Origin of the sequence: Paenibacillus sp. FSL W8-1187 (assembly GCF_037965485.1) — a bacterium.
Classification (GTDB): Bacteria; Bacillota; Bacilli; order Paenibacillales; family Paenibacillaceae; genus Paenibacillus_O; species Paenibacillus_O pasadenensis.
This window is the reverse complement of record NZ_CP150181.1, coordinates 2659381-2683005: the sequence shown is the minus strand read 5'-3', so window position 1 is coordinate 2683005 and position 23625 is coordinate 2659381. Positions and strand designations below refer to the sequence as shown.

At 67.2% G+C, this 23625-nt stretch carries 21 protein-coding genes and 1 pseudogene; 6 read left to right on the top strand and 16 right to left on the bottom strand.

Features of this window, described 5'->3' with window-relative positions:
* Positions 1-36: 36 nt before the first annotated feature.
* Together mutS and NYE40_RS11575 are read right to left on the bottom strand one after the other, a co-directional pair.
* Entirely contained in the window at positions 37-2778 is a 2742-nt protein-coding gene (mutS, locus tag NYE40_RS11580; protein ID WP_028598365.1) for a DNA mismatch repair protein MutS, read from the bottom strand.
* Positions 2779-3009: 231 nt separating this feature from the next.
* Positions 3010-4467 (bottom strand): PLP-dependent aminotransferase family protein, encoded by a 1458-nt coding sequence (locus NYE40_RS11575; RefSeq protein WP_052333108.1) that lies wholly within the window; start codon positions 4465-4467, stop codon positions 3010-3012.
* 128 nt (positions 4468-4595) lie between these two features.
* On the opposite strand from NYE40_RS11575, the gene NYE40_RS11570 reads away from it, so the two are divergent.
* Both NYE40_RS11570 and NYE40_RS11565 read left to right on the top strand, forming a co-directional pair.
* Positions 4596-5234 carry a LysE family transporter gene (locus NYE40_RS11570; RefSeq protein WP_028598367.1) on the top strand — a complete coding sequence of 213 codons (639 nt, stop codon included), beginning with the start codon at positions 4596-4598 and terminating at the stop codon, positions 5232-5234.
* A 127-nt stretch (positions 5235-5361) separates the two neighbouring features.
* On the top strand, positions 5362-6381 hold the full coding sequence (locus tag NYE40_RS11565) for an aminoglycoside phosphotransferase family protein (protein ID WP_101809102.1): 1020 nt from the start codon (positions 5362-5364) through the stop codon (positions 6379-6381).
* Positions 6382-6523: 142 nt separating this feature from the next.
* On the opposite strand, the gene NYE40_RS11560 is transcribed toward NYE40_RS11565, so the two are convergent.
* From NYE40_RS11560 to NYE40_RS11520, 9 genes and pseudogenes are all read right to left on the bottom strand, one after another.
* Entirely contained in the window at positions 6524-8077 is a 1554-nt protein-coding gene (locus NYE40_RS11560; RefSeq protein ID WP_339279951.1) for a hypothetical protein, read from the bottom strand.
* Positions 8041-8376 (bottom strand): hypothetical protein, encoded by a 336-nt coding sequence (locus tag NYE40_RS11555; RefSeq protein WP_339279950.1) that lies wholly within the window; start codon positions 8374-8376, stop codon positions 8041-8043. Before NYE40_RS11555 ends, NYE40_RS11560 begins: the two co-directional genes overlap by 37 nt.
* A gap of 173 nt (positions 8377-8549) precedes the next feature.
* The gene (locus NYE40_RS11550; protein WP_339279948.1) at positions 8550-9107 is read right to left on the bottom strand and encodes an outer spore coat protein CotE; all 558 of its coding nucleotides are present in this window, start codon (positions 9105-9107) and stop codon (positions 8550-8552) included.
* 194 nt (positions 9108-9301) lie between these two features.
* The gene (locus tag NYE40_RS11545) at positions 9302-10297 is read right to left on the bottom strand and encodes an aromatic acid exporter family protein (RefSeq protein WP_052333110.1); all 996 of its coding nucleotides are present in this window, start codon (positions 10295-10297) and stop codon (positions 9302-9304) included.
* A gap of 175 nt (positions 10298-10472) precedes the next feature.
* Positions 10473-11243 carry an ABC transporter permease gene (locus NYE40_RS11540; protein ID WP_052333111.1) on the bottom strand — a complete coding sequence of 257 codons (771 nt, stop codon included), beginning with the start codon at positions 11241-11243 and terminating at the stop codon, positions 10473-10475.
* Between the two features lie 131 nt (positions 11244-11374).
* Complete coding sequence (locus tag NYE40_RS11535) at positions 11375-12094, bottom strand: ABC transporter ATP-binding protein (RefSeq protein WP_339279947.1); 720 nt, start codon at positions 12092-12094, stop codon at positions 11375-11377.
* A gap of 111 nt (positions 12095-12205) precedes the next feature.
* A pseudogene (locus NYE40_RS11530) lies at positions 12206-13200 on the bottom strand (ABC transporter substrate-binding protein).
* A 763-nt stretch (positions 13201-13963) separates the two neighbouring features.
* Positions 13964-15223, bottom strand: a complete 1260-nt coding sequence (locus NYE40_RS11525; RefSeq protein ID WP_153782554.1) for an IS256 family transposase — start codon at positions 15221-15223, stop codon at positions 13964-13966.
* A 306-nt stretch (positions 15224-15529) separates the two neighbouring features.
* Positions 15530-17065 (bottom strand): carboxypeptidase M32, encoded by a 1536-nt coding sequence (locus NYE40_RS11520; protein ID WP_228551444.1) that lies wholly within the window; start codon positions 17063-17065, stop codon positions 15530-15532.
* 122 nt (positions 17066-17187) lie between these two features.
* On the opposite strand from NYE40_RS11520, the gene NYE40_RS11515 reads away from it, so the two are divergent.
* Complete coding sequence (locus NYE40_RS11515; RefSeq protein ID WP_101809098.1) at positions 17188-17541, top strand: iron-sulfur cluster biosynthesis family protein; 354 nt, start codon at positions 17188-17190, stop codon at positions 17539-17541.
* Positions 17542-17546: 5 nt separating this feature from the next.
* Positions 17547-18137 carry a carbonic anhydrase gene (locus NYE40_RS11510; protein ID WP_028599646.1) on the top strand — a complete coding sequence of 197 codons (591 nt, stop codon included), beginning with the start codon at positions 17547-17549 and terminating at the stop codon, positions 18135-18137.
* 108 nt (positions 18138-18245) lie between these two features.
* On the opposite strand, the gene NYE40_RS11505 is transcribed toward NYE40_RS11510, so the two are convergent.
* Positions 18246-18785, bottom strand: coding sequence for a DUF309 domain-containing protein (locus NYE40_RS11505; RefSeq protein ID WP_101809097.1), 540 nt, complete (start codon positions 18783-18785; stop codon positions 18246-18248).
* 144 nt (positions 18786-18929) lie between these two features.
* Here NYE40_RS11505 and NYE40_RS11500 point away from each other — a divergent pair, with 144 nt between their 5' ends.
* Both NYE40_RS11500 and NYE40_RS11495 read left to right on the top strand, forming a co-directional pair.
* Positions 18930-19364 (top strand): hypothetical protein, encoded by a 435-nt coding sequence (locus NYE40_RS11500; protein WP_028599648.1) that lies wholly within the window; start codon positions 18930-18932, stop codon positions 19362-19364.
* Positions 19365-19368: 4 nt separating this feature from the next.
* The gene (locus tag NYE40_RS11495; protein WP_028599649.1) at positions 19369-19647 is read left to right on the top strand and encodes a DUF2653 family protein; all 279 of its coding nucleotides are present in this window, start codon (positions 19369-19371) and stop codon (positions 19645-19647) included.
* 96 nt (positions 19648-19743) lie between these two features.
* Here the strand turns inward: NYE40_RS11495 and NYE40_RS11490 are convergent, their stop codons facing one another.
* The 4 genes from NYE40_RS11490 to NYE40_RS11475 are packed head-to-tail and all read right to left on the bottom strand — an operon-like array spanning position 19744 to position 23381.
* The gene (locus NYE40_RS11490; protein ID WP_028599650.1) at positions 19744-20979 is read right to left on the bottom strand and encodes a beta-ketoacyl-ACP synthase II; all 1236 of its coding nucleotides are present in this window, start codon (positions 20977-20979) and stop codon (positions 19744-19746) included.
* A gap of 1 nt (position 20980) precedes the next feature.
* On the bottom strand, positions 20981-21439 hold the full coding sequence (locus NYE40_RS11485) for an SRPBCC family protein (protein WP_101809096.1): 459 nt from the start codon (positions 21437-21439) through the stop codon (positions 20981-20983).
* A 51-nt stretch (positions 21440-21490) separates the two neighbouring features.
* On the bottom strand, positions 21491-22678 hold the full coding sequence (locus tag NYE40_RS11480) for an NAD(P)/FAD-dependent oxidoreductase (RefSeq protein ID WP_028599652.1): 1188 nt from the start codon (positions 22676-22678) through the stop codon (positions 21491-21493).
* The gene (locus NYE40_RS11475; RefSeq protein WP_028599653.1) at positions 22671-23381 is read right to left on the bottom strand and encodes a methyltransferase domain-containing protein; all 711 of its coding nucleotides are present in this window, start codon (positions 23379-23381) and stop codon (positions 22671-22673) included. Before NYE40_RS11475 ends, NYE40_RS11480 begins: the two co-directional genes overlap by 8 nt.
* Positions 23382-23625: the final 244 nt, after the last annotated feature.

The window sequence follows — 23625 nt, the reverse complement described above, 5'->3', positions numbered from 1 at the left end:
GGTTGAAAAATCAGCTGCCGACCGAGTCGGTCCGGCTCAGCCGAGCCGGCCCTTCTCCTCGTTCAGCCACTGCATCGCCTGCATCGGCGTCAGGTTGAACAGATCGAGCTTGCGCAGCCGCTCCGCCAGCTCGTCCGCCGCGTCGGCGCCGCGGCCTGCGCGGCGCTTGCCTCCGCCGGCAGCCGGCGTCTCCGGCTCGCCGAAGATCGACAGCTGGACCGCCGTCTGCGGCGCGGCCGGCCGGCCCGATGCGATCGGCTCTGCCGCGGCCGTCGGCCGCTCGTCCGGGCGCGCCTGCGTCTCGATCGCCTCCTCGTATGCGGCGGCGGCTTCGCGAGCGGCCAGCCCCTCGCCGCGGCCATGCTCGCCGGCGCGTGCGGACGCCGCGGCAGGCGCTTCGTGTCCGGCGAGCAGCTCGTAGGCGCGGCCGATGATGCTCTCCGGCAGGCCGGCAAGCCGCGCGCAGTAGATGCCGTAGCTCGTGCTGGCCGCGCCGGGCACGAGCCTGCGCAGGAACGTCACGTCGCCGCCGCTTTCCTTGACCGCCATGCTGGCGTTGCGCAGGCAGCGGAGCGACTGCTCCAGATGCGACAGCTCGTGGAAATGCGTCGAGACGAGCGCCTTGCAGCCGGTCCGGTCATGCAGGAACTCGATGACCGCCTGCGCGATGCTCATCCCCTCCGCCGTCGACGTGCCGCGGCCGAGCTCGTCGATGATGACGAGGCTGCGGCGGGTCGCCTTGTCGGTCATCTGCTGGATGTCGCGCATCTCGACCATGAACGTGCTCTGTCCGCCGGCCAGATCGTCCGCCGCCCCGATGCGGGTGAAGATGCGGTCGACCAGCGGCAGCCGCGCCGAGCGCGCCGGCACGAAGCAGCCGATCTGCGCCATGATGCAGATGAGCGCCGTCTGGCGCATGTAGGTGCTCTTGCCGGCCATGTTCGGGCCGGTGATGAGCAGCACGCGCGCGCCGTCCTCGCTCAGCTCGGCGCCGTTGGCCATGAACGGCGCGCCGTCCAGCACCGCCTCGACGACGGGATGGCGGCCGCCTTCGATCGACAGGTCGTACTCCTCTCCCATCTGCGGCCGCACGTAGCGGCGCTCGGCGCTGACCGCGGCGAGCGACTGCAGCACGTCGGCGCGGGCGATGACGTCCGCCAGCCGCTGCAGCCGGTGCAGCTGGTCGGCAATATGGTCGCGCAGCTGCAGGAACAGGCTGTATTCGAGGTCGGTCATCTTCTCCTCGGCCTCGAGGATGAGCCGCTCCTTCTCCTTCAGCTCCGGCGTGACGAAGCGCTCGGCGTTGGCGAGCGTCTGCTTGCGCTCGTAGCGGCCTTCGGGCAAAGAGCCGAGATTGGCCTTGGACACCTCGAGGTAGTAGCCGAACACCTTGTTGTAGCCGATCTTGAGCGAGCGGATGCCCGTCGCCTCGCGCTCGCGCCGCTCCAGGTCGGCGAGCCAGCGCTTGCCTCCGCTGCTCGCCTCGCGCAGCTGGTCGAGGTAGTCGTCGTAGCCGGCGCGGATGAGCCCGCCCTCGCGCGTCGACACCGGCGGCTCGTCCACGAGCACCGTGTCGATCATCTCGCGCAGGTCGCCGCAGTCGTCGACGCCGTCCGCGAGCCGGCGCAGCGTCTCCGAGCCGGAGCCGGCCAGCAGCGCCAGCAGGCTGGGCACGCGCTCCAGCGACGCCTTCAGCGCGGCCAGATCGCGTCCGCCCGCCGTGCCGTAGGCGACGCGGCCGACGAGGCGCTCCAGATCATAGATGCCGTCCAGCTCGGCGCGGATGTCCTCGCGCTGGATGAGGTCGGCATGCAGCGCCGCGACCGCGTCCAGCCGCTCCTCGACCGCCGCGGCGGACAGCAGCGGCTTGTCGATCCAGCGGCGCAGCAGGCGTCCGCCCATCGACGTCTTGGTGCGGTCGAGCAGCCAGAGCAGCGAGCCCTTGCGGCTGCGGCCCTGCACCGTCTCGGTCAGCTCAAGGTTGCGCCGGGTGAACGGATCGAGGATGAGATACTGGCTCGGCTCGTAGCCCTGCACCCGGCGCAGATGCCCGAGCGAGCGCTTCTGCGTCTCGGCCAGATAGCCGGCGAGCAGCGAGACGGCCCGCAGCCGCGCCGGCGGCAGGCCGTCCAGCGCGCCGTCCGGCAGCAGCTGCCGCAGCTTGTCCTCGTCCATCGGCAGCCGCTCGGTGTAGAGCGCCGGCCGTCCGGCCGCGGGCGGCTGCGCCCGCAGCCGCTCCAGCACGGAGGCGTCGCCGACGATCTCCGCCGGTCCGTAGACGTTGATTTCGTCCTGCAGCAGCTCGGACGCCTCGTCGAACGACGTCGCGTACAGCTCGCCGGTCGACAGGTCGCAGGCCGCAAGCGCGAGCTGCCCCGCCTCCGCCGCGACGGAGACGATGTAGTTGTTGGCCTTGTCGGAGAGCGACTTGCTCTCCATCACCGTGCCGGGAGTGACGACCCGCACGATCTCGCGCCGGACGACGCCCTTGGCGACGGACGGGTCCTCGACCTGCTCGCAGATCGCCACCTTGTAGCCTTTCTCGATCAGCCTCGCTATGTATCCTTCCGCCGAGTGGTACGGCACGCCGCACATCGGGATGCGGTCCTCGCCGCCTCCCGCGCGGCCGGTGAGCGTAATTTCCAGCTCCTTGGCGGCCAGTACGGCGTCGTCGAAGAACAGTTCGTAGAAGTCGCCGAGGCGGAAAAACAGAAACGCATCCTTGGCTTCTTCCTTTATGGATAAATATTGCTGCATCATCGGGGTCAAAGCGGCCACGTGCGTACCTCCTGGGCAGGCTTCGACGCGTCTCGCCTGCATTCTATGAAAACCGACCTTCATTATACCAGCAGAACGGAATCCTTACAAAAGAAGAAACACGCCAGAGCCGGACCGCATCGAGGCTCGGCCGTGCTTCTGCAGCCGGCGGCGCAAGCATCGCGGGCTCTTGCGACGGACGGAGGATTTACCCGGTTTATGTTTAACCTGACGATCCATTCACCTCGTTAACTAATCGAAAGAACGGATCAGCCCCGCCAGCTCGCGGATGCCTTCGCGCAGGAGGGCCGGCGGCGCATAGGCGAACGAAAGGCGCAGATGCTGGCGGTCGCCGCGGGCGTAGATCTCGCCGGGATGGACCAGCAGGCCGGCGCGCAGCGCCGCATCGAACAGCTTCGGCATCGGAAGCGGGCGGCGCAGCGCCAGCCAGATGTAGAAGCCTCCCTGAGGCACGCTCCAGTCCGCCAGATCGGCTGCATGCTCGCGGAGCGCCGCCAGCGCCAGATCGCGCCGCGCCTTGAGCTCGGCTCTCAGGAACGCCAGATGCCGCTCCTGCTCCCCGCTGAGCAGCCACTCGGCCACAGCATGCTGCGAGAGCGAGCTCGAGCCGTAGTCGGACTGCATCTTGACGTCGGCCAGCCGTTCGATGACCGGCTCCGGTCCGGCGATCCAGCCGATGCGCAGGCCCGGACCGAGCGACTTCGAGACGCTGTCCAGATAGAGGACGAGTCCTTGCCGATCCCTCGCCTTGAGCGCGGCCGGCGGAGGCTCGTCAAGCCACAGGTCGCCGTACACATCGTCCTCGATGATCGGCAGGCCGGCCCTGACGCATGCCTGCAGCAGCCCCTCCCTGCGCCGCTCCGGCATGACGATGCCGGTCGGATTGTGAAAGGAGGGCTGGACGTACAGCATCGACGCCCGATGGCGGGCGGCCAGGCGGCGCGCCTCGTCGTCCCGCATGCCCTGTCCGTCCATCGGCACTCCGACCAGCCGGACGCCGGACGTGCGGAACACTTGGACCGAGCCGAGATAGCTCGTCTGCTCCGCCAGCAGCGTCGCGCCCTGGCGCAGCAGCCCGAGCGCGATCAGCTGCAGCCCCTGCAGCGCGCCGGAGACGATCAGCACCGACGACGGCGAGGCACGGATGCCTCTTGCCTCGAGCCTAGCGCTGACCGCCTCGCGCAGGCGCAGGCTGCCGCGCGGCTCCGGATAGGCGAGCGGCAGCCCCTCCGGCCGCTCGGCCAGCAGCCGCTGCATGGCGGCCGAGGGCAGCAGCTCGGGCGCGAGCTCGCCCGTGCCGAGCCGCAGCAGCGCAGGATCCGGCTCCGCGTCGTTGATCTGCCGGATCAGCTCCAGATTGGGCGCATGCAGGCCGTCCCGCACGTAGCGCCCCCAGTCGGGCGGCGGCGAATCGGCGGCTGCCTTCCAGACATCCGCGGCTACCGTCGTGCCGCGTCCGACCTCCGCCCGCAGCCAGCCGTCCGCGGCCAGCTCGCCGAGCGCGTAGACGATCGTGCTGCGGTTGACGCCGTAAAGCTCCGCCAGCTGCCGCTGAGGCGGCACTCGCGTGCCGGGCGGCCATTCGCCCGTCACGATCTTCGTCCGCAGCTCCTCCTGGATCTGCCGGTAAAGCGGCTCTGCCTCCTTGCGATTCCTTTCTCCGCGCTTCGGCACCGCTGCCACCCCCATCGCTTGATAGCCCTCAGTATAGCAGATTGGTCGGGTTCAATAGCAACCAATTGGTTGGAGACGCCGCCGCGCCGCGCGTCTACACTTGAACGAGACCGATCTTATCGCACACGAGGAGGCTTGTCCGAATGTCGAATGCCGCTTGGCATGCGTTCATCCTTGCTTTTGGGCTCATCCTTCCGCTCGGGCCGCAGAACCTGTTCCTGTTCAGTCAAGGCGCGGCCCAGCCGCGGCTGCTGCGGGCTTGGCCGGCCGTCGCGACGGCCGCCGCCTGCGACACGCTGCTGATCGCCGCGGCCGTTTTCGGCGTCTCCCTCGCGGCGCTGAGCCATCCGCTGCTCGCGGCCGCGCTCTATGCGGCGGGAGTCGTCTTTCTGATCGTCATGGGCTTCTCCATCTGGAACAGCCGTCCGGCTCCCGCCGAGCCGCAAGCAGGCGTCGCGGCGCTTCCGGCGCGCAGGCAGGCCGCTTATGCCGCTTCGGTGTCGCTGCTCAATCCGCATGCGCTGCTGGACACGGCCGGCGTCATCGGGACCGGCTCGCTCGCCTACGAAGGCGCCGACAAGACGATCTTCGCCGTCGTCTGCATCGCCGTCTCCTGGTTCTGGTTCGCCGCGCTGGCCGCAGCCGGACGGTGGGTCGGACGAAGAAAAGGAAGCGTTCGGATCATGGCGGCTCTCGCACGCCTGTCCGCGCTGACGCTATGGGCGATGGCCGCCGTCATGGCCGCCGGACTGCTGGGCCAGCTGAGCCGCCTCGGCTGGTGACGGCAATCGCGCAGAAAGCGATAAAAAATAGGTATAGGCGAACGTTCCTTTGAGTTCTCGCCCAGGAGCGGGTACGTTTGAGGCAGTCATGAACGATCTGCATCCGCAGACGCAAAGGAGATGAGGAATGGACCGCGAAGAAAAAAGAGGAATGGAGCCCGAGCGGCTCGCGCAGGTGTTGAGCCGGATGCTGGGCAAGGAGGTCATCCGCGCCGATTGCCGGCTCGAAAAGCTGCATGGCGGGACTTTAGGCGATGTTCAGCTTGCCGCAGGCATCGCGGAAACAGCCGATGGGAACAAGGAGCCGTATCGGCTCGTTTGGAAGACGCAGAAGAGGTTCGAGCGTCACGGCGATCCGCTTTCATGGCGTAGGGAATATGATCTCTACGCGGCGCCCGATCTAGACAAGCTCTTGCCGAAATCGTTCCGTCGCCCGGCATGTTATCGCGCCGAGCTGAACGACGAGGAGATCCAGCTGTGGCTGGAATATATCGATGGCCGCTCCGGCATGGAGCTGACCACGGACATGCAGGAGCAGATCGCCCGGGAATGGGGGCGGATCCAGGGCAGGCTATACGCGGAGCAGCCTGCGGCATTGCGGAATCTGCCCCATTTGAGCCAGGTCGAATACACGAAAAACGGCTATTTGCGCTATCGGTCCTGGCAGGAGCTGCATGCTCGCATCCGCTCGGATGGATGCGGGCTTCCGAAGCATCTGCGCCAGATGCTGATCGATTTCGACGAGCAGGCGGACGCCGTTTTCAGCCGCATCGAGCAGCTGCCGGTCGTGCTCTGCCATCGGGATTTTTGGGTGGCGAACCTATTCCATACGGATGACGGCATCGTCCTGATCGACTGGGATACCGCCGGATGGGGGTACATGGGCGAGGATATCGCCAGCCTGATCGCGGATGAAGCGGATGTGCCCCGCATGATCGAGATCTACCGGACCTGCGTTCCGGCCTATCTCAGCGGATTCAACGAATGCTCTGGGGCAGCTCCTATTGCCGATCCTTTCATCTACGAAAGAATGCTCATGATGTACGGATACAGGCTTGCCGAATGGCATGAATTCGCCGGGTCGCCGGAGGAAAAGCGGCTGCAGCTGGATACGCTGCAACAAATCTATGACATGAAGCCAGCCTAGTACCCGATTTATTTCGCGGGCAAGGCGTTGGAAAAGATGCTCCTGAGCGAGCTTGCACGCACGCCCTATATCGCCGAAGAGGCCGTCTCCGCCCCAGCGGAGACGGCCTCTTACGCCATTCCTGACGAAGCCTGCGGCCGGATCAGCCGCGTTCGAACAGGTTCGTCTGCGCGCCGGCAGCGCCGCTGGCCGCCTCCGCGCGGGCGGAGGCTCCGCTGGCCGGATGCCGTCCGTCCGCTCGCGCTTGGTCAACCTGCCGTCCGCCCGCCCGCTCCTCGCTTCCCTTCGACGGACGGACGGCAGGCCCATCCTCCGCTCTCGGAATGCCCCAGCGCAGCCGGAGGTCCGCCTTCTCGTCCCAGCTTTTGCCGGCCTCGACCGCCTCGAGAAAAGGCTCCAGCAGCGAGGCGTGCTTTTCATAGGAAGGCGCCGTCCGCAGGCTCGCCCGCAATCGCGGCAAGCAGTCCGCCATCCGCTCCCGATCCCCCGCATAATACGCCTGCGCGTACTCCGGCTCCGCCGCCGGCAGCTCTGCCAGCCAAGCCGCATCCTCTGCCGCCAGCAGGCAGACGGCGAGCGCATAACGCGCCGCGGCCGGCGAGACGAGCCAGCTCGGCAGCGTGCGGTACTCAAAGCCGCCATGCGGCTGCCGCCGGCTGTCGCCGAGCGTGCCGTAACGCGGCCGCCGCCCTCTGCCGGCGGGATCCTCCGCCAGCGCGAGCGGCAGCGCCGCATAGCTGTCGAGCGCGCGCAGCAGCCTCGTCGTCAGCTCGAGGCCGCTGAGATGCACATGCCCGCCGAGCGCGATGCCCGGCACCGGCATGCCGCCCGCCGCGAGCCGCATGCCCGGCTCGGCCGCGCCGCGGCGGGAAGCCAGCGCCAGCAGGCGCCGAATCCGCCGGAGCAGCTCCTCCGGGTCCTCGGCCGGCTCCGGCCGCAGCTCGCCGACCGGCTGGCGCAGGCTTTGCCCGGCGACAAGCACGTCGCTGCCGACCGGACTGTGCAGCCCGCCGAGCCGGGATGCGGAGACGACCCGTCCGTCGGCGCGCAGCAGCAGGAACTCCGGATCCGCGCCGCGGCGCCGCGGCCGGTCCGCTTGCCCGCCGGCCCGCTGCGCCTCGGCCCGGACGACGGCTGCGAGCCGCGCCGCCGCATCCGCCCAGCGCTCCGCCGCCGGCGGCGGCAGCCGCTCCGCCTCGGGCGGCAGCCCGCCCGGGCCGACGGCCCGAAAGATGCGGCTGCCCGCGAGGCGCAGCCCTTCGAGCCGCATACGTCCGTCGTCGGCGACGCGCACGAGCAGCTCGGCGGCATCCAGGCCGAGCTCGTAGGCCGCGCGCCAAACCAGCCTGCCCGCGCGGCGCAGCTCCGGATCCTGCGCGCCGGTCGCCGCGACGCCAGATGCCGCGTCGTCCGGCGCCAGCGCGGCCGGCAGGCTCGCCCGTCCGATGCCCGGACGGACGCGAGCCGTCCACAGCGTCTCCAGATGGAAGACGCCGATCCAATACAGCCGGCCCGAGCTGCCGAACGCTTCGTCGGCGCGCCCGCTCGTCCCGTCCTGCCGCTGCTCGGCGTCCTCGCGCCCGGCGCGGATGCCGGCATGGCCAAGCCTCCGGGCCATCCGCTCCGGACCCATCGCCGCCGCATCGGCGGCTCCGGCGTTCAGCACCACGGGCTCCCGCCATCCGGCGCCGTCCATCCGCCCCAGCGCGCGCCTCCCCAGAGCAGCACCGCGTCGTAGCGGGACAGCTCCGTCCCCGGCCGCCAGCGCTCCGCAGGCGGCAGCGGCGATGCTTCCTTGCTCGTACCGCCTTCCGCTGTACCGCCCGTGCCGCCATACGCTGCCCTGCTCGTACCGCCTTCCGCCGCCCTCCCCATATCGCCATACGCTTCCCTGCCGGTACCTCCATACGCTCCCATGCCCGTGCCGCCGACCGCTCCTCCGTCCGCTCCGTCCTCCCCCTCGTCTCCGCAGCATAGCCACAGCCTGCCCGCCATGCCGCATCCCTCCCGTCGTCCCGCCGGCGGACGGGAGGCTCGCGTCTCGCCTCATGCGGCGATCCAAGCCCCGCCGATCCGGGCGGCCGCAGATGAAAAAAAGAGGGCTTTCGCCCTCGAATCGTTCCGACTGCCTGCATACCCTGCAGTAAGCCCTGCAGCAAGCCCTTCGTTTACAGCTCGTCGTCGAGCAGATCGGGGTCCAGATCCTCGAAGCTGCCGTCACCGTCGTCGTAGCCGTATTTGTCCTTGCCGTCGAAGTCGTCGCAGCCGCCCGGGACGACGGCTACGCACACCTTCGTCTCGGCGATCATCTCGACGCTGAACTCGCGCTCCACGCGCACGACGACCGAAGAGCCGCTCGAGGAGATGTTCGCCTCGATGCAGTTCGGCTCCTGCGTCGACTCCGCCGATACTTCCTCCGTCGAAGCCCGGTGCTTCGGGTCGACATAGGACAGCGGAATGTTCTCGACGTAGGAGACCGTCTCCTTCGCGACATCCGTCTGCGAGTTTTTGTTGTACGAATACCAGATGTTGATGTCGTACGATCCGACCACCTCGATGCCGTCTCCCGACCGAACCGCCTCGTATTGGTGGTTGATTACCCAAGCGCCCAGGATGCTGGTGGGGCGGTGAGGGGGAGTGACGGTATGGGACACCGTCGAGAACTTGCGACCTTTCCCGCAGACAGCTTTCGTGATGATCTCTAGTCTGAAGCTGTTTATCTGCAATCGTCATTTCGTTTAACCTCCTCCATGCCATCATTCCTTACAAGTGTATGCAGGTCATTCGTCTAGGGTGACTGCTTTCTTCATTCGGACGCCGCAACGAATTATACCTGTTCCATTGTATGGGGCAGGCCGGAGGAACATGACACAGGGGCGGCCGTCGGCCGAAAAAAGTCTGTCCCGAGCCGCGGACGCGGTCAGCGGCCTGAAGCGGCGGCCTCGTCGCCGCCTTCCTCGCGCCGCTTCTTCAGGCGGCTCGCCGTGTCGAGGAAGCGGTCCAGCTCCACCGTGAACTGGAGCAGCGCCGAGCGGATCTCGAACTCCTCGCGCGTGCGCGGCAGCTCCATCGAGCGGAAGCTCTGGCGCAGGGCGGCCAGCGCCTCGCGCGGCCCGCTTTCATAATAGTCGGAGCGGATCGCCGCCTCCATCGTCTCCAGCAGCTCGGCGATGCGCTCGGCCTGCGGCACCGCTTCCCGGTCGTACGCATGAGCGAGCAGCTCCATCATCGAGCCGATGCTCTCGAGCTGCCGGCGTCTCATGCCGAAATAATCGTTCCAATAAAACCGCGGCGCCCACGGCCGGTTGTGCTGCTCGCGCAGCGCCCGCTCGAGCCCTTCCCGCACAAGCCCGTCCGCCTGCAGCAGCTCCGCTCCGTCCCATAGCGTGTCGGGCTTGCGCATGACCGCCGCCATGCCGGCGAACAGGCCGGCAAAGCGGTCCTCGACGAGCGTCCGCAGCTCCGCCAGCCGGCTGCGTTCGCCCGGCATGTAGGCGTTGTTGATCAAGGAGGCGCAGCCGAGCCCGACGAGCAGCAGCAGCACCTCATTGACGAGCAGCTCCAACGTCACCTCGCCGGCCGCATACACATGGAACACGAGCACGCTCCCCGGCACGATGCCGCTCTGCAGCTTCAGCCGCGACAGCACCGGGAAGACGAGCAGCACATAGATCGCCGCCGTCCAGATCGCATATCCGATCGCCTCGAACAGCACGGAGGAAGCCGCGAGCGCGAGCAGCGAGGCGCTGACCCGCTCGAACAGGCTGCGCAATCCGCTGCGCCTCGTCACCTCGACGCCGAGTATCGCCAGCACGCCGGCGAACAGCGGCTGCTCCAGGTCCAGCAGCTGCGCCGTCGCGATCGCCGCCGCCACCGCCGCCGCCGTTTTCGCCACTCTCCAGCCGATCCACTTCATGCCGCCACCATCCCGCTTTCCCGCCGATCTAGCCAAAAAGCTCCGCCGGCAGCCGGCGGGCGGCTGCGGCGGAGCCGCATGGCTCGCCTTTGTTCCATCGTAGATCGTCGCCTGCCGAACGTCAACCGGGTCGAGGCGGTCCGCCCGCCCCGCGCCGCAGCATTCCGGTCAGCCGCTAGTCGCGTCCGCCGGAGACGATCCGCTTTTCCAGCAGCGCCACGGCCTGGTACATGAGCGTCGCGGCGACAGCGATGACGACGAGCGTGGAGAGGACAAGCGTGAAGTTGAACACCTGGAAGCCGTAGATGATCAGATAGCCGAGTCCTTCCTTGGCCACCAGGAACTCGCCGACGATGACGCCGACCCAGGCGAGCCCGACGTTCACCTTGAGCGTCGAGATGATGACCGGGAACGAGCCCGGCAGGATGACGAGGCGGAACAGCTGCCAGCGGGAGCCGCCGAGCAGCCGCACGACCTTCACGAGTCCCGGCTCCATGTCGCGGAACCGGTTGCAGATGCCGATCGTCGTCACGATGACCGTCATCGTCAGCGTTACCGCCAGGATCGAGACGAAGCCCTGTCCGAGCGCCACGATGAAGATCGGCCCCAGCGCCACCTTCGGCAGGCTGTTGAACACGACCAGATACGGATCGCATACCCGCGCCAGAAAAGGAAACCACCAAAGCAGCGCCGCGAGCGCCGTGCCGAGCAGCGTCCCGAGCAGGAAGCCCGAGGCGGTCTCCGCCACCGTCACGCCGACATGCGGCCACAAGGTGCCGTCCGCCGACGAGCTGGCGAGCAGCCCGGCGATTTTGGACGGGTAGCTGAACAGCAGCGGATCGATCCAGCGCAGCCGGCCGGCCGCCTCCCAGAGCCCGAGCAGCGCGGCCAGCACGAACAGCTGCACGCCGAGCACGGCGGCGCCGATTCTGCGGCTGCGCTTCATATAAAGGCGATGCAGCTCCGCCAGCCGGCTCTCCGGCACCGACGACAGCGACAGCCGCTTGCGGCCGCCCCTTCCGCCCTTACGGCCGGAGCCGGGGGAGCCTCCGCTGCCGCTCCATACTTCGAGCTCGTTCATCCCGCCTCTCCCCCTTCCGCTTCTCCGGCGCTCATCTCCAGCCACAGCTCGTCGAACACGGCCTGGAACGCCGGATGCTTGCGCGCCTCCGTCGGCGCCAGCCTCCGCAGCTCCGGCGGCACGGCGATCTCGGCCCGGATGCGGCCGGGATGCGGCGCGAGCACGATGACGCGGTCGCTCATCGCCGCCGCCTCGGCCAGATCATGGGTGACGAGCACGGCCGTCTTGCCGAGCCGCCGCAGCGTCGCCTGCACGAGGTCCTCCAGCTGCATCTTGATCTGCATGTCGAGCGCCGAGAACGGCTCGTCGAGCAGCAGCACCTCCGGATCCGGCGCGAGCGTGCGCGCCAGCGCGACGCGCTGGCGCATGCCGCCCGACAGCTCGCCGGGGTAGCGGCCGCCCGTTCCATCCAGGCCGACCTCCGCCAGCAGCCGACCGGCCGCCTCGATCCGCGCCGCGGCAGGCGCCCCTCCGATCTCGAGGCCGAGCGCGGCATTGTCGAGAATCGTGCGCCACGGCAGCAGGCAGTCCTGCTGCAGCATGTAGCCGACCTTGGCGGAAGGCTTCTCGACCTCCCGGCCGCCTACCCGCACCTCTCCGGACGCCGGCCGCAGCAGCCCTGCGAGCAGGCTGAGCACGGTCGTCTTGCCGCAGCCGCTCGGCCCGACGAGGCTGACGAACTCGCCGCGCCCGACGGCCAGGCTGAGCTCCTCCACGCCAGCGACGCGCCTTGCCGGCCGACATACACATGCGACACCGAGCGCAGCTCCAGCATAACGCTTCTCTCCGCCATCCGCTTCCTCCTCTCCCGCCGCCCTCTCGGCGCTCTACTTGCCGGCCTTCTCCGCGAAGGAGTTGTCGACCAGCTTGCCATGCTCCGCGCGCTCCTTGAGCTCGCCTGCCGACGTCATGACGTCGAGCAGATTGTTCCATTCCTGCTCGTCGATGATCGGGTTCTCGGCATAGGAGCCTTGCTGCTTGTAGCGGTCGATCGAGGAGACGAGGATCGCTTTGTCGGTATTCGGGAAATACGTGCCGACAGCGTCCGCGATGTCCTCGGCGCTATGCTCCTTCACCCAGGTCTGCGCCTTCTGCAGCGCGTCCGTGAACTTCTGCACCGTATCGGCGTTCTTCTCGATATAGCTCTGCTTGCTCATGAATGCCGTATATGGCAGCTTGCCGCTCTCCACCCCGAACGAGGCGACGACCTTGCCCTTGCCTTCCTGCTCGATCATCGACGCCTGCGGCTCGAACAGCTGCACGTAGTCGCCGGTGCCGGAGGCGTAGGCGGCCGTGATGTTGGCGAAGTCGATGTTCTGGATCAGATCGAGATCCGCGTGCGGATCGATCCCATGCTTCTTGAGCGCGAACTCGCCGGCCATTTGCGGCATGCCGCCTTTGCGCTGACCGAGGAATTTCGCTCCCTTGAGGTCGTTCCAGTCAAGCGGCTTGCCCGAGCGGGACACGAGGAAGGTGCCGTCCGTCTGCGTCACTTGGGCGAAGCTCAGGACCGGATCGTCCGCGCCTTGCTGGTAGACGTAGATCGACGTCTCCGGACCGACCAGCGCCACGTCGACGCCGCCGGACAGCAGCGCCGTCATCGTCTTGTCGCCGCCGGCCGTCGTCTGCAGCTCGACGTCCAGCCCCTCTTCCTTGAAAAAGCCTTCGGCCAGCGCCACGTACTGCGGAGCGTAGAAGACCGAGCGGGTCACCTCGCCGATGCGCACCTTGACCGCCTCTCCTTCCCGGCGCCGCATCCGGGCAGCGCCGCCATCGCCAGCGCAGCCGCCAGCATCAGCCCCGCGATCGCCTTTCGATTCATGTCAGATAGCCTCCCTTGGGTTCGAACGTTCTGTGCTGTAGCCTATGCGCGGCTGGCGGGAGGGGTGCATAGGCCGCACGCCGCATGAGGACGGCTTGAAAAGCAAACAGCCGGGGGCAGATTTGCCCCGGCATGGACCGGCTCGCGCGTCGTGGAGCGGGCATCGTCACCGGCAGCGCTTGCCTGGCGGAGCTGGCACTGTAACCGGAGGCGCTTGTACGGCGGAGCCGGCTCCGAAACCGAGGCGCTTGTACGGCGGAGCCGGCTCCGAAACCGGAGGCGCTTGTACGGCGGAGCTGGCTCCGAAACCGGAGGCGCTTGTACGGCAGAGCTGGCTCCGAAACCGGCACCCGCTTCGCGGAGCGGGAACTCGTTCCGGCCTCCAAGGGAACCGCTGCCGCTTCTCCACGAGCCCCCGTCCGCTTCGCTCTCCGGTTCCCCATCGGCTGCCGCTTCGCTTGCCAGCCGCAATCCGATTGCACGCCGTTTGGCTCTCCTCACCCCCGAGCCCTTCGTTATCGGGCCTCCGGCCAGCCCGCAACTCGATTTTTTCGACTTGCTCGCGCCGAGTTGCTCGGTTTTTCCGCGCAACTCCGCCCGTTTCCCTTGCTGCACACCCGAGTTGCTCGGTTTTTCCGCGCAACTCCGCCGTTTCTCCCGCTGCACGTCCGAGTTACTCGGTTTTTCCGCGCAACTCCGCCCGTTTCCGGTCAAGTCCATAATTGTGTGTAAAAACACTTCTCGGTAGAAAATGGAATCGGGTTTAAAGGCTGTCCGTCGCTTCCGTCATGGTGGTGCTGGTTTCCTGCTCCTCCGAGCCGGCGCCCTGAGTGGCTTTCTGCTTCTTCCACGCCTTGAAGTCCGTCATGTCCATGTACGGCTTCTTCGTCATCCAGTACTCGTTCTCTTCCATGAGCATGGCTCCGATGAGGCGAAGGACGGAAGCGCGATTGGGAAAGATGCGGATGACCGTCTCGCGCCTGCGGATCTCCCCGTTCAGGCGCTCCATGCCGTTGGAGGTGCGCAGCCGCACGCGGTAGGCCTCCGGGAAGGCCAGCACCGCGACGGCGTCCTCGAACCCGTCCTCCAGTATTTTCATCGCTTTGGGTGCTGTCTCGGCATACGCCTCAAGCGTCTGTTCGAGATAGGAACGAGCCGTCTTCATGTCGGGCGCATCGAAGATCGATCGGACGCGACTCTTGATTTCGCTTTGGAGCGCTTTGGGCGCTGCGTTCAGCACGTTCTTGATGAAGTGCGTCTGGCACCGCTGCCACGAGACCCCTTGAAACTCCTTCTCGATGGCCTTGACCAGCCCGCCATGGTAGTCGCTCGTGACGAGCTCTACGCCGTGCAGGCCGCGCTCTTTCAGCCAGCGGAAGTAGGCGCCCCAGCTCTCCTCCGACTCGGTGTCGTCGACGCGCAGGCCCAGAATCTCACGCCGGCCTTGCTCGTTCACGCCGTAGCCCACCAGAACGCCTCGAGAACAGATACGGCCTTCTTCACGCACCTTCACGTAGATCGCATCGATGGTGATGAAGGGGAAGGCGTGGTCGGCCAGAGAGCGGTTGTTCCAGTCGTGGACAGCCGGGTCCAGCTGCTTGCACAGGTGGCTGACCGTTGACTTGGAGAACTCGGTTCCGCAAAGCTCCTCGGTGATTTTGGTCACCTTGCGCGTCGACACGCCGTTGATGACCATTTCCATGAGCGAGAGCACCAGCGCTTGCTCGCTGCGCTGATACCGGGCGAAAAGCTCGGTAGAAAAGGAGCCGTCCCGAAACCGGGGGACGCGCAAGGTGACGCTGCCAGCGCGGGTAATGACGTCGCGCTCGTAGCTGCCGTTGCGGTAGCCCTTGCGCTCGCTGGTGCGCTCGTACGTCTGCGCCGCCAGCTGATCCGTCGCCTGGGCTGTCAGCACCTGATTCAGCACCGTCTCCAACAAGCGGGCCACTCCCGCGTCCCGATCGGTTCCGATAAACAGCTGGTGCAAAATGTCTTGATCTACGGTAATCTGGTATGGAGTCATGTGTAGGCACTCTCCTTGGAATGTTGGTCTCGACAACTTCCATTCTAACCGAGAGTCCTACCATGGCTTTCCTTTTTATGGTCAGGAGCATTTTACACAATTATATGGACTTAACTCCCGTTTCCCCTGCTGCACACCCGAGTTACTCGGTTTTTCCGCGCAATTCCCCCGTTCAGCCGCCGATCGCGCCGAGTTGCTCGGTTTTTCCGGGCCGTCGCCGGGACAGCCACGCCGCAACGTCAAAAAAGCCGTCAAGCCTCCCGTCCGGATCGGTCGGGAGGCTTGACGGCTGCGGCGCTTCGGCGCCTACAGCTTATAGATATCGGTGTACTTCGTCCGCAGGTACTGGACCAGATGGGACGAGTCAAGCGGCTTGCCCGTCGCGCCGAGGATGATCTCCTTGGGCGTGCGCAAGCGGCCGTGGCGGTGCACATGCTCGGTCAGCCAGCCGCGGATCGGCGCCAGCTCGCCCTTGGCGACCAGCTCCTCCATGTTCGGCAGGGCGGTCTTCATCGCATCCGCCAGCTGCGCCGAGTAGATGTTGCCGAGCGAGTAGGACGGGAAGTAGCCGAACAGGCCGGCGCTCCAATGCACGTCCTGCATGACGCCGTCGGCGTCGCTCGGCGGCGTGATGCCGAGGTACTCGCGGTACTTGTCGTTCCAGATCGCCGGCAGATCGGCTGCCTTGGCGCCTTCGTTGAAGATCAGCTTCTCGATCTCGTAGCGGATGATGATGTGCAGGTTGTACGTCAGCTCGTCGGCCTCGATGCGGATGAGCGACGGCTGCACCGCGTTCTGCGAGCGGTAGAACGCCTCGGCGTCGACGCCGGCGAGCTGCTCGGGGAACCGGCTCTGCAGATCGGGGAAGTACCGCTGCCAGAACGGGCGGCTGCGGCCGACGATGTTTTCCCAGAAGCGCGACTGCGACTCATGGATGCCCATCGACGTGCCGTGGCACAGCGACGTGCCTGCGAGCTCCGGCGATATGTTCTGCTCGTAAAGGGCATGTCCCGCCTCGTGGATCGTGCCGAACAGCGCGCTCGTCACGTCCTCCGGCAAATAGCGCGTCGTGACGCGCACGTCGCCGAGATTGAACGTCGTCTGGAACGGATGGGCGCTCTCGTCGATGCGGCCGCCTTCGAAATCGTAGCCGAGCTGCCCGAGCATGTAGCGGCTGAACTCCTTTTGCCGCTCCTTGTCGAACAGGCCCTCGAGGAAGGCGCGGTCCGGACGGTTCGGCGAGGCGGCGATCGCGGCCGCGAGCGGCACGAGCTGGCCGCGCAGCGAGGTGAAGATCTCGTCGAGCTCCTGGACGGTCATGTCCGGCTCGTAATCGTCCAGCAGCGTGTCGTAGCGGGTCGCCTTCGGCCCCCACAGGTCGATGAACTGGTTCGTGTAGCCGATGACCCGCTCCAGGTAGCCCTGGAACGCCGGGAAATCGTTGTCCTTGCGCGCCTGCTCCCAGGCGGATTCCGACTGCGACGCCAGCACGACATACTCCTCGTACAGCTTGGGCGGAATCTTCACGCTGCGATCGTACGAGCGGCGCGTCTCGGAGACGAGCTTGCGGTCGATCTCGCCGAGCGCCGCCTGCGCTTCCTTCTCCTCCAGCTGCTCGAGCAGCTCGCCCATGCGCGGCGAGGTGGCCAGCTGGAACGCTTCCGCGCCGAGCATGCCGAGCACCTCGGCGCGGCCGGCATGGCCCTTGCGCGGAGCGCCTGTCCGGAGATCCCAGCCGATGACGGCCGCAGCCTCCTGATAGCGGACGATCTTGCGGTCCAGCTCGCGGAATTCGGTCAATGCCTTTTCATAAGCGGTCGCGGCTTCTGCCATGTGCTTCATCTTCCTTTCCTCTTCGAAGGTCGTCGGTCTACTTGAATCATAACGGGCACAGCCCGTATAATCAACGGTAACCGCGCGGGAGCCCGGTCCGGCAGGACTCCCCGCAAAAGGAGGAGATTCGGATGCGCATCACATTCCGTCCGGAAGCGGCGGACAAGCTGCAGCCGTATGTCGGCGACGGGCAGGCCATGCTCAAGCTGGTGTACGATACGGAAGGCTGCGGCTGCGTCGTAAACGGCGTGTCCGCCCTGTATGTCGTGCAGGAGCCGCTATCCGGAGACGTCCAGGGCGAGGGAGATCCTTATCCGTTCCTGTACGAGGAGCGCTACGAGGTGTTTTTCGAACCGGAGCTGAAGCTCGGCTACAGCCGGGAGCGCGACGCGTTCATCCTCTCCAGCGACAGCCAGATCTACAACTACGACTTGCGCTTCTTCCCCCGCGCGCCGCAGTTCCAACCCTCGGAGAAAGGTCGGTAACGTCCATGAACAACATCGAGCAGATCCTGTCCTTCAACAAGCAGTTCGTCGAAGAGAAAAAGTATGAGGAGTACCTCACCGACCGCTTCCCCGACAAGAAGATGGTCATCCTCACCTGCATGGATACGCGGCTGACGGAGCTGCTGCCGCGGGCGATGAACCTGCGCAACGGCGACGCCAAGGTGCTCAAGAACGCCGGCGCGATCGTCACGCAGCCGTTCGGCAACATCATGCGCAGCATCCTGGTGGCGATCTACGAGCTGCAGGCCGAGGAAGTCGTCATCATCGGACACTACAATTGCGGCATGACCGGCATCGATCCCGAGGCGATCATCGGCAAGATGGTCAGCCGCGGCGTCTCCCAGACGACGATCCGCACGCTCAAGCATTCCGGCGTCGACTTCCACCGCTGGCTGACCGGCTTCGACAACGTGCGCTCGAGCGTCGAGAAGAGCGTCGGCATCGTGCGCAACCACCCGCTGCTCCCGTCCGGCATCCCCGTCAGCGGCCTCATCATCGACCCGCAGACCGGCAAGCTCGACCTCGTCACGGACGGCCATGAGTTTCTGAAGCAGCCGCCCGCATCCGAGAACTGATACTGATTCCTCCCAAGACAACGAAAGCGGAAGCGGGACGAAAGCCGAGCTGGCTCGGCGATCGTTCCGCTTCCGCTTTTTTGTTCTCCATGGCCCCCCGGGTCCGCGCTACTCCGGCGATACGCCGGGCCGCCTGCGCTCGATCGACTCGCGCCGCGCCAAAATCACTTCGCTGCGGTCGCGCAGGCGATGCCGGTGGACGATCGCCGCCGCCGGCTCGCCGCCGGCGCACCAGTCCGCCTCGAGCCGAGCGCACTCCTCCCGCGCCGCCTCGAGCAAGGAGTCGTCCGCGATCGGAAGCGTCCAGCTGAGATAGGGCAGCGGCTCCCCCGCTTCCAGACGTCCGGCCGCGTCGTCCAGCCGCGCGAGCAAGGCCGGACCGTCCAGTCCCGCCTGTCCCAGATCCTCGCGCCGCAGCCGCTCCCAGGCGGAGCGCAGCATTTTGCGTGCGCCCTCCCGGTTGCCGCGGCGCAGATGGTACTGGCCGACCGCGATCTGGATCAGTCCGTGCCACAGCCCGGAGTCGCTCCCGGGATGCTCCTTCCAATAATCCTCCAGCAGCTCATGGCATTCAAAGTAGTCCCGCGTGCCGTGAAATTCCGCCAAAAACCGGATGTAGGCATCCGGATAGAACGACATCGTCCGCATCACTCGTCCAGCCCTTTCCTATCCTTAAAAACCGCGTTTGCGGGCAAGCTATAAATTAAATGAAACCTGCTTCCCATGATAGACGTATAGGCACCCGAACGCAATGTTCGCCACATATTCCACATGGAGGGGACAAATCACCAGATGAAAAAAGGATTTATTTTGATGATCGCCTTCACGGTCATGCTCGCCTTCACCGGCATCGTCTCCAGCACGGCAGACGCGAAGCGCGGCGGCATCAAATCCCCGCGCCAGGGCTACACCCAAGCGCCGAAAAAATCGACCGACAACGTCCAGCGCAGCGATGCGAACAAAAATACCGGAGCCGCCGCCGGGACCGGCGCCGCAGCGAAGCCGGGCTTCTTCTCCGGCGGCGGGCTGATGAAGGGCCTCATGATCGGCGGCCTCGCCGGCATGCTGTTCGGCGGCATGTTCGGCGGCATGGGCTTCATGGGCGAGATCCTCGGCCTGATGGTCAATTTGCTTGCGCTCTTCGCCCTCGTCATGGTCGTCGTCGCGCTCTTCACCTACGTCCGCAGGAAGCGCAAGCCGGAGCCGGACACGCGGAGACCGTACTGATCCGATGCGGCTTTCGATGGATGAGATCATCAATGCCGTCTGCCTGAGCGAGTCGGCCCGCCGCGGCATCCAGCCCGGCGCGATCGAGGTCCAGCTCAGCTGGGAAGAAGAATACGGCTTCACGGCGGAGGTATGGATCGCCGACCGCTCCCATTACCTCGTCGAGGCCAACCTCAAGGAAGCGATCGAGCAATACGTATTCAAGGAATACGGCCGCAGGATCTACCGCTCCCAGATTACGCTGGACGCGGACGAAGAGTTCTGGGCGGACATCGCCGAATAAGCAGCAAAGACGCAAAGGGACGAAGCTGAGCAGCGCTCAGCCTCGTCCCTTTTTCGTTGTCCGGCGCTCGGGAAGAGGCCGGGCTGCGCCGCAGGCTCATCGTGTGCGGAAAGCAAGCGTCGCGTTGATGCCGCCGAAGCCGTACGAATTGGACAGCGCCGCTCCGAGCCGCGCCTCGCGTCCAGCGCCGGTCACGAGATCGAAGTCCGCCGCCTCGTCGTCCGGCTCCTCGAGATTGGCGGTCGGCGGCAGCCAGCCGCGCGACAGCGCCAGCGTCGTGATCGCCGCCTCGATCGCGCCGGACGCGCCGAGCGGATGGCCGTACAGCCCTTTCGTCCCGCTCACGGCGACAGGGCGGCTGCCGAACACGCTGCGGATGACCCGCGACTCCGTGCCGTCGTTGAGCGGCGTCGAGGAGCCGTGCGCATTGATGTAGCCGACCTCTTCCTGCAGCATGTCCGCATCCGCCAGCGCGAGCCGCATCGCCCGCTGCGCCTGCGTGCCGCAAGGCAGCGGCGCGCTCATATGATGCGCGTCGTTGCTGACGCCGAAGCCGCTCAGCTCGGCGAGCACCCGCGCGCCGCGCGCCCTGGCGTGGCCCTCCTCCTCGATGACGAGCACCGCCGCGCCTTCGCCCATGACGAAGCCGTCGCGCCGGCGGTCGAACGGCCGGCTCGCCGCGGCCGGCTCCTCGTTGCGCGTCGACATCGCCCGCAGCAGGTCGAATGCGCCGAACGACAGCGGCGAGAGCGGCGCTTCCGAGCCGCCGGCCAGCATCGTGTCGGCCTCGCCGCGGCGGATCGCCTGCAGCGCCCGCCCGATGGCGACCGCGCCGGAGGCGCAGCTCATCGCATTCGTCTCGTTCGGCCCCGTGAAGCCGAATTCCATCGCCATATTGCAGGAGGCCGCTCCGCCGAATACCGAGAAGCCGAGCGTCGGCGAGACGCTGCGATAGCCGCCGTTCATGAACTGCCCGCATTGCTCCTCCGCGTAGGCGATGCCGCCGAGCGCGCTGCCCATGAAGACGCCGGCGCGATCGGAATCGACCGCAGCCGGATCGAGTCCGGCATGCTGGAGCGCCATCCGTCCCGATGCGATCGCCAGCTGCGAGTAGCGGTCGGTGCGATGCGCCCGTTTCCGATCCATGTAGTCGCCCGCGTCGAAGCCGCGGATCTGCGCGGCGATCCGGCTGCGCAGCCCTTCCGGCGCGAACCGGTCGATCGCTCCAATCGCGCTTTCTCCTTTTCGCAGCCCTTCCCAAAGTCCTTCCGCGCCGATGCCGATCGGCGTCACGCAGCCGATGCCGGTAATGACCGCCCTCCGCTCGCCCATTCTAGTCGCCTCCCTTTCCCTTTTCGGCCGCCGCCTTCAGCCCGAGCAGCGTGCGCTCCGCGATCGCATGCACGAAGCCCGGACCGATGATGCCGCTCGCCGCCAGCCGGCCGACCGGCGGCCGCTTCCATTCATGCACGATGACCGCCCGGCTGCCGCCTGCATGCGGCTCGACGATCCATTCCACGTCCATGCCGGACGTGACGCCTTCGATATGGCGGTAGACGATCCGGCCCCGCTCCGGCTCCAGCCGCATCTCGCTCACCCACCAGACCGGCCAGCGCAGCGCGCCGAACGGACGGTACGCCTTCATCTCCACGATCCCGTCCCCGGCCTCGCCGGAGCGGAACGTCACCGAACGATAATGCTTCAGATGCCCCGGCCACCGCTCCACATCGCTGGCGAGGCGGAACACCCGCTCCGGCGACGCCTGCATCGCCGTTTCATTGTAGGTACGCATCGCATGCCGCCTTCTTTCTATAAAATATCTGTCAAATCTCCATCCGCTGCTTCAGCGTAAACGCGGCAAGCCGGGTCCGGCGCCTCTCGGGCAATCCCCGATGCGCGCAGCGAGAAGCGAAGCCGATCCGCTCCAGCGGATGCCGGCCAGCGCCGCGCGGAACAGCCTCGGCCGGGAAGCGCCGTATTCGACCAGCCGCTGCAGCGCCGCTCCCGGCCCGAATTCTCGCTGCAGCCGCCTCTCGTACGCCTGCAGCGCCTGCGCTCCGTCGGATCGCCGGGCAGCCGCGAGCGCCGCGGCGGCAAGCTCCGCTCCGCGCAGCGCGCGGAACAGGCCCTGGCCGGTGAGCGGGTCGTAATAGCCCGCCGCGTCGCCGACGAGCAGCACTCGCCCGGAGCGGACCGCCCGCACCGGCGCGTCGAACGGGCCGCAAGCGAGCGTCTCTCCGCTCGCCTGCGCCGAGGCCGTCCTGGCGGCCAGCGACGGCGATGCGCGCAGGGCGCTCAGCAGCGCCTCCTGCCCGTTCCTCAGCGCGGCGGCGGAGGCGGCCGCCGTCCTCGCAGGCAGCACGAGCGTGGCGTTGGCTTCTCCGCCGGACAGCGGCGCGATGCCGATCAGGACGCCCGGCTGCGCATGCAGCTCGACGAGCGGCCGCAGCTCCGCCAAGCCGCCGATGCGCCCGGTCAAGGCGACCTTGCGCAGCGGTCCGGGCGGCGCCGACAAGCCCGCCGAGCGCGCGACGGCGGAGCGGATGCCGTCCGCGCCGACGACGTAGCGGGCGGCAAGCGTGACGGGCCGGCCCTCGCGGATCGCCGCCGCCCGGCAGCCGCTTCCGTCCTGGCGCACCTCCTTTACCCGGCACTCCGGCAGCAGGCTCGCTCCGGCCCGCATCGCCTGCTCCAGCAGCCAGCCGTCCAGCCGCTCCCGGCGGCAGCTCCAGCCTCCCGCGCCGTCCGGATAACGAGCCTCCAGCCGCGCCGTCCCGCTATGAATCGTCCATCCGTCCAGCGGATGAAGCTCGTCCAGCAGCTCGCTCCATGCCGGAGCGCCCGCCGCGCCTCCGTCCCGCGCGAGCCGCTGCAGCGCTGCCGCCGCTCCGGGATTGAGCGACTCGCCGCATGGCTTGCGCCGCGGATGCCGCCCGGCGTCGGCGATCGCCACGCTCAGGCCGAGGCGCGCGAGCCGCCACGCGAGCGCGCTGCCGGCCGGCCCTCCGCCGCAGACGAGCACGTCAAGCATCGCTCAGCAGCGCGAGCCGCCATGGAAAATGGCGGCGCACGGCGGCGCCGTTCAGCCCGGCGCGCCCGAGCAGCTCGAGCGCTTCGTCCGCCGTGTACGAGCGCCGCACCGACAGCGGGCCGTCATGGCGCGTCACCGGGCTGCGCCAGACGGCCAGCGCCAGCAGACGCGCCGCGCCGTACGCGAGCGGATGGCGCTCCAGGTCGGTGACGACCCAGCCGTGGCGCGCCACCCGCTGCAGCTCGCTCAGCATCGCGACCGCATCGGCATCGCTCAGATGATGCAGCGCCAAATTGCTGAAGGCGACGTCGAAGCTGCCGTCGGCATACGGCAGCCGCCGTCCGTCCGCGACGTCGATCGTGATGTCGGCGTTAGCGGCGGTGCGCCGCCGGGCGAGCTCCGCGATCGCGGGGCTGATCTCGACCCCGGTCACGCGGAGCCGCCAGCCTCGAGCCGCCGCCCAGCGGTGCACGGCGAGCGGCTGGTCGGCGAGTCCGGTCGCCACGTCGAGCACGCGCAGCGGCCGCGCCGCCGGGCCGGCCTTGCCCGCCCTGTCCAGCAGCCGCTCCAAATGTCGCAGCAGCGGCGGATTCCCGCCGAGATAGCGGTTCACCGCCCATACTTCCCGCAGGCTGCGCTCCAGCTCCTGCGGCTCCACCGCGCCTTCCTCGTCCAGCCATTCCTTGGCGTCATGCCGCTTCATCGGTCCATCCTCCTCCTTCCGCGCGAGACGGGCTTAGTCTGCTCCGCCCGTGCCAAATTCATCCATCGGCGGCTTGGATTCATCGGCGGCCGGAGCGGGTAATTTTCCGAAGCGCATTCCCACTCATTCCCACACAACTCGACCGCCGCCGCCGCGTCCAATGAAGGGCAGGCGACAATCGCGCCGGGAGCTTTAGCGACGCTCCCCTACATAACGCCATCATCCTATTCGAACGGGAGGAATC

Coding starts and splice junctions, on each gene's coding strand:
- NYE40_RS11570 (WP_028598367.1), top strand. CDS start 4,596: ATGTCGAATGCCGCTTGGCATGCGTTCATCCTTGCTTTTGGGCTCATC.
- NYE40_RS11490 (WP_028599650.1), bottom strand. CDS start 20,979: ATGGGCGAGCGGAGGGCGGTCATTACCGGCATCGGCTGCGTGACGCCG.
- NYE40_RS11495 (WP_028599649.1), top strand. CDS start 19,369: ATGCGGCTTTCGATGGATGAGATCATCAATGCCGTCTGCCTGAGCGAG.
- NYE40_RS11500 (WP_028599648.1), top strand. CDS start 18,930: ATGAAAAAAGGATTTATTTTGATGATCGCCTTCACGGTCATGCTCGCC.
- NYE40_RS11565 (WP_101809102.1), top strand. CDS start 5,362: ATGGACCGCGAAGAAAAAAGAGGAATGGAGCCCGAGCGGCTCGCGCAG.
- NYE40_RS11510 (WP_028599646.1), top strand. CDS start 17,547: ATGAACAACATCGAGCAGATCCTGTCCTTCAACAAGCAGTTCGTCGAA.
- NYE40_RS11560 (WP_339279951.1), bottom strand. CDS start 8,077: ATGGACGGCGCCGGATGGCGGGAGCCCGTGGTGCTGAACGCCGGAGCC.
- NYE40_RS11575 (WP_052333108.1), bottom strand. CDS start 4,467: ATGGGGGTGGCAGCGGTGCCGAAGCGCGGAGAAAGGAATCGCAAGGAG.
- NYE40_RS11505 (WP_101809097.1), bottom strand. CDS start 18,785: ATGCGGACGATGTCGTTCTATCCGGATGCCTACATCCGGTTTTTGGCG.
- NYE40_RS11555 (WP_339279950.1), bottom strand. CDS start 8,376: ATGGCGGGCAGGCTGTGGCTATGCTGCGGAGACGAGGGGGAGGACGGA.
- NYE40_RS11525 (WP_153782554.1), bottom strand. CDS start 15,223: ATGACTCCATACCAGATTACCGTAGATCAAGACATTTTGCACCAGCTG.
- NYE40_RS11515 (WP_101809098.1), top strand. CDS start 17,188: ATGCGCATCACATTCCGTCCGGAAGCGGCGGACAAGCTGCAGCCGTAT.
- NYE40_RS11485 (WP_101809096.1), bottom strand. CDS start 21,439: ATGCGTACCTACAATGAAACGGCGATGCAGGCGTCGCCGGAGCGGGTG.
- NYE40_RS11540 (WP_052333111.1), bottom strand. CDS start 11,243: ATGAAGCGCAGCCGCAGAATCGGCGCCGCCGTGCTCGGCGTGCAGCTG.
- NYE40_RS11545 (WP_052333110.1), bottom strand. CDS start 10,297: ATGAAGTGGATCGGCTGGAGAGTGGCGAAAACGGCGGCGGCGGTGGCG.
- NYE40_RS11480 (WP_028599652.1), bottom strand. CDS start 22,678: ATGCTTGACGTGCTCGTCTGCGGCGGAGGGCCGGCCGGCAGCGCGCTC.
- NYE40_RS11520 (WP_228551444.1), bottom strand. CDS start 17,065: ATGAAGCACATGGCAGAAGCCGCGACCGCTTATGAAAAGGCATTGACC.
- NYE40_RS11475 (WP_028599653.1), bottom strand. CDS start 23,381: ATGAAGCGGCATGACGCCAAGGAATGGCTGGACGAGGAAGGCGCGGTG.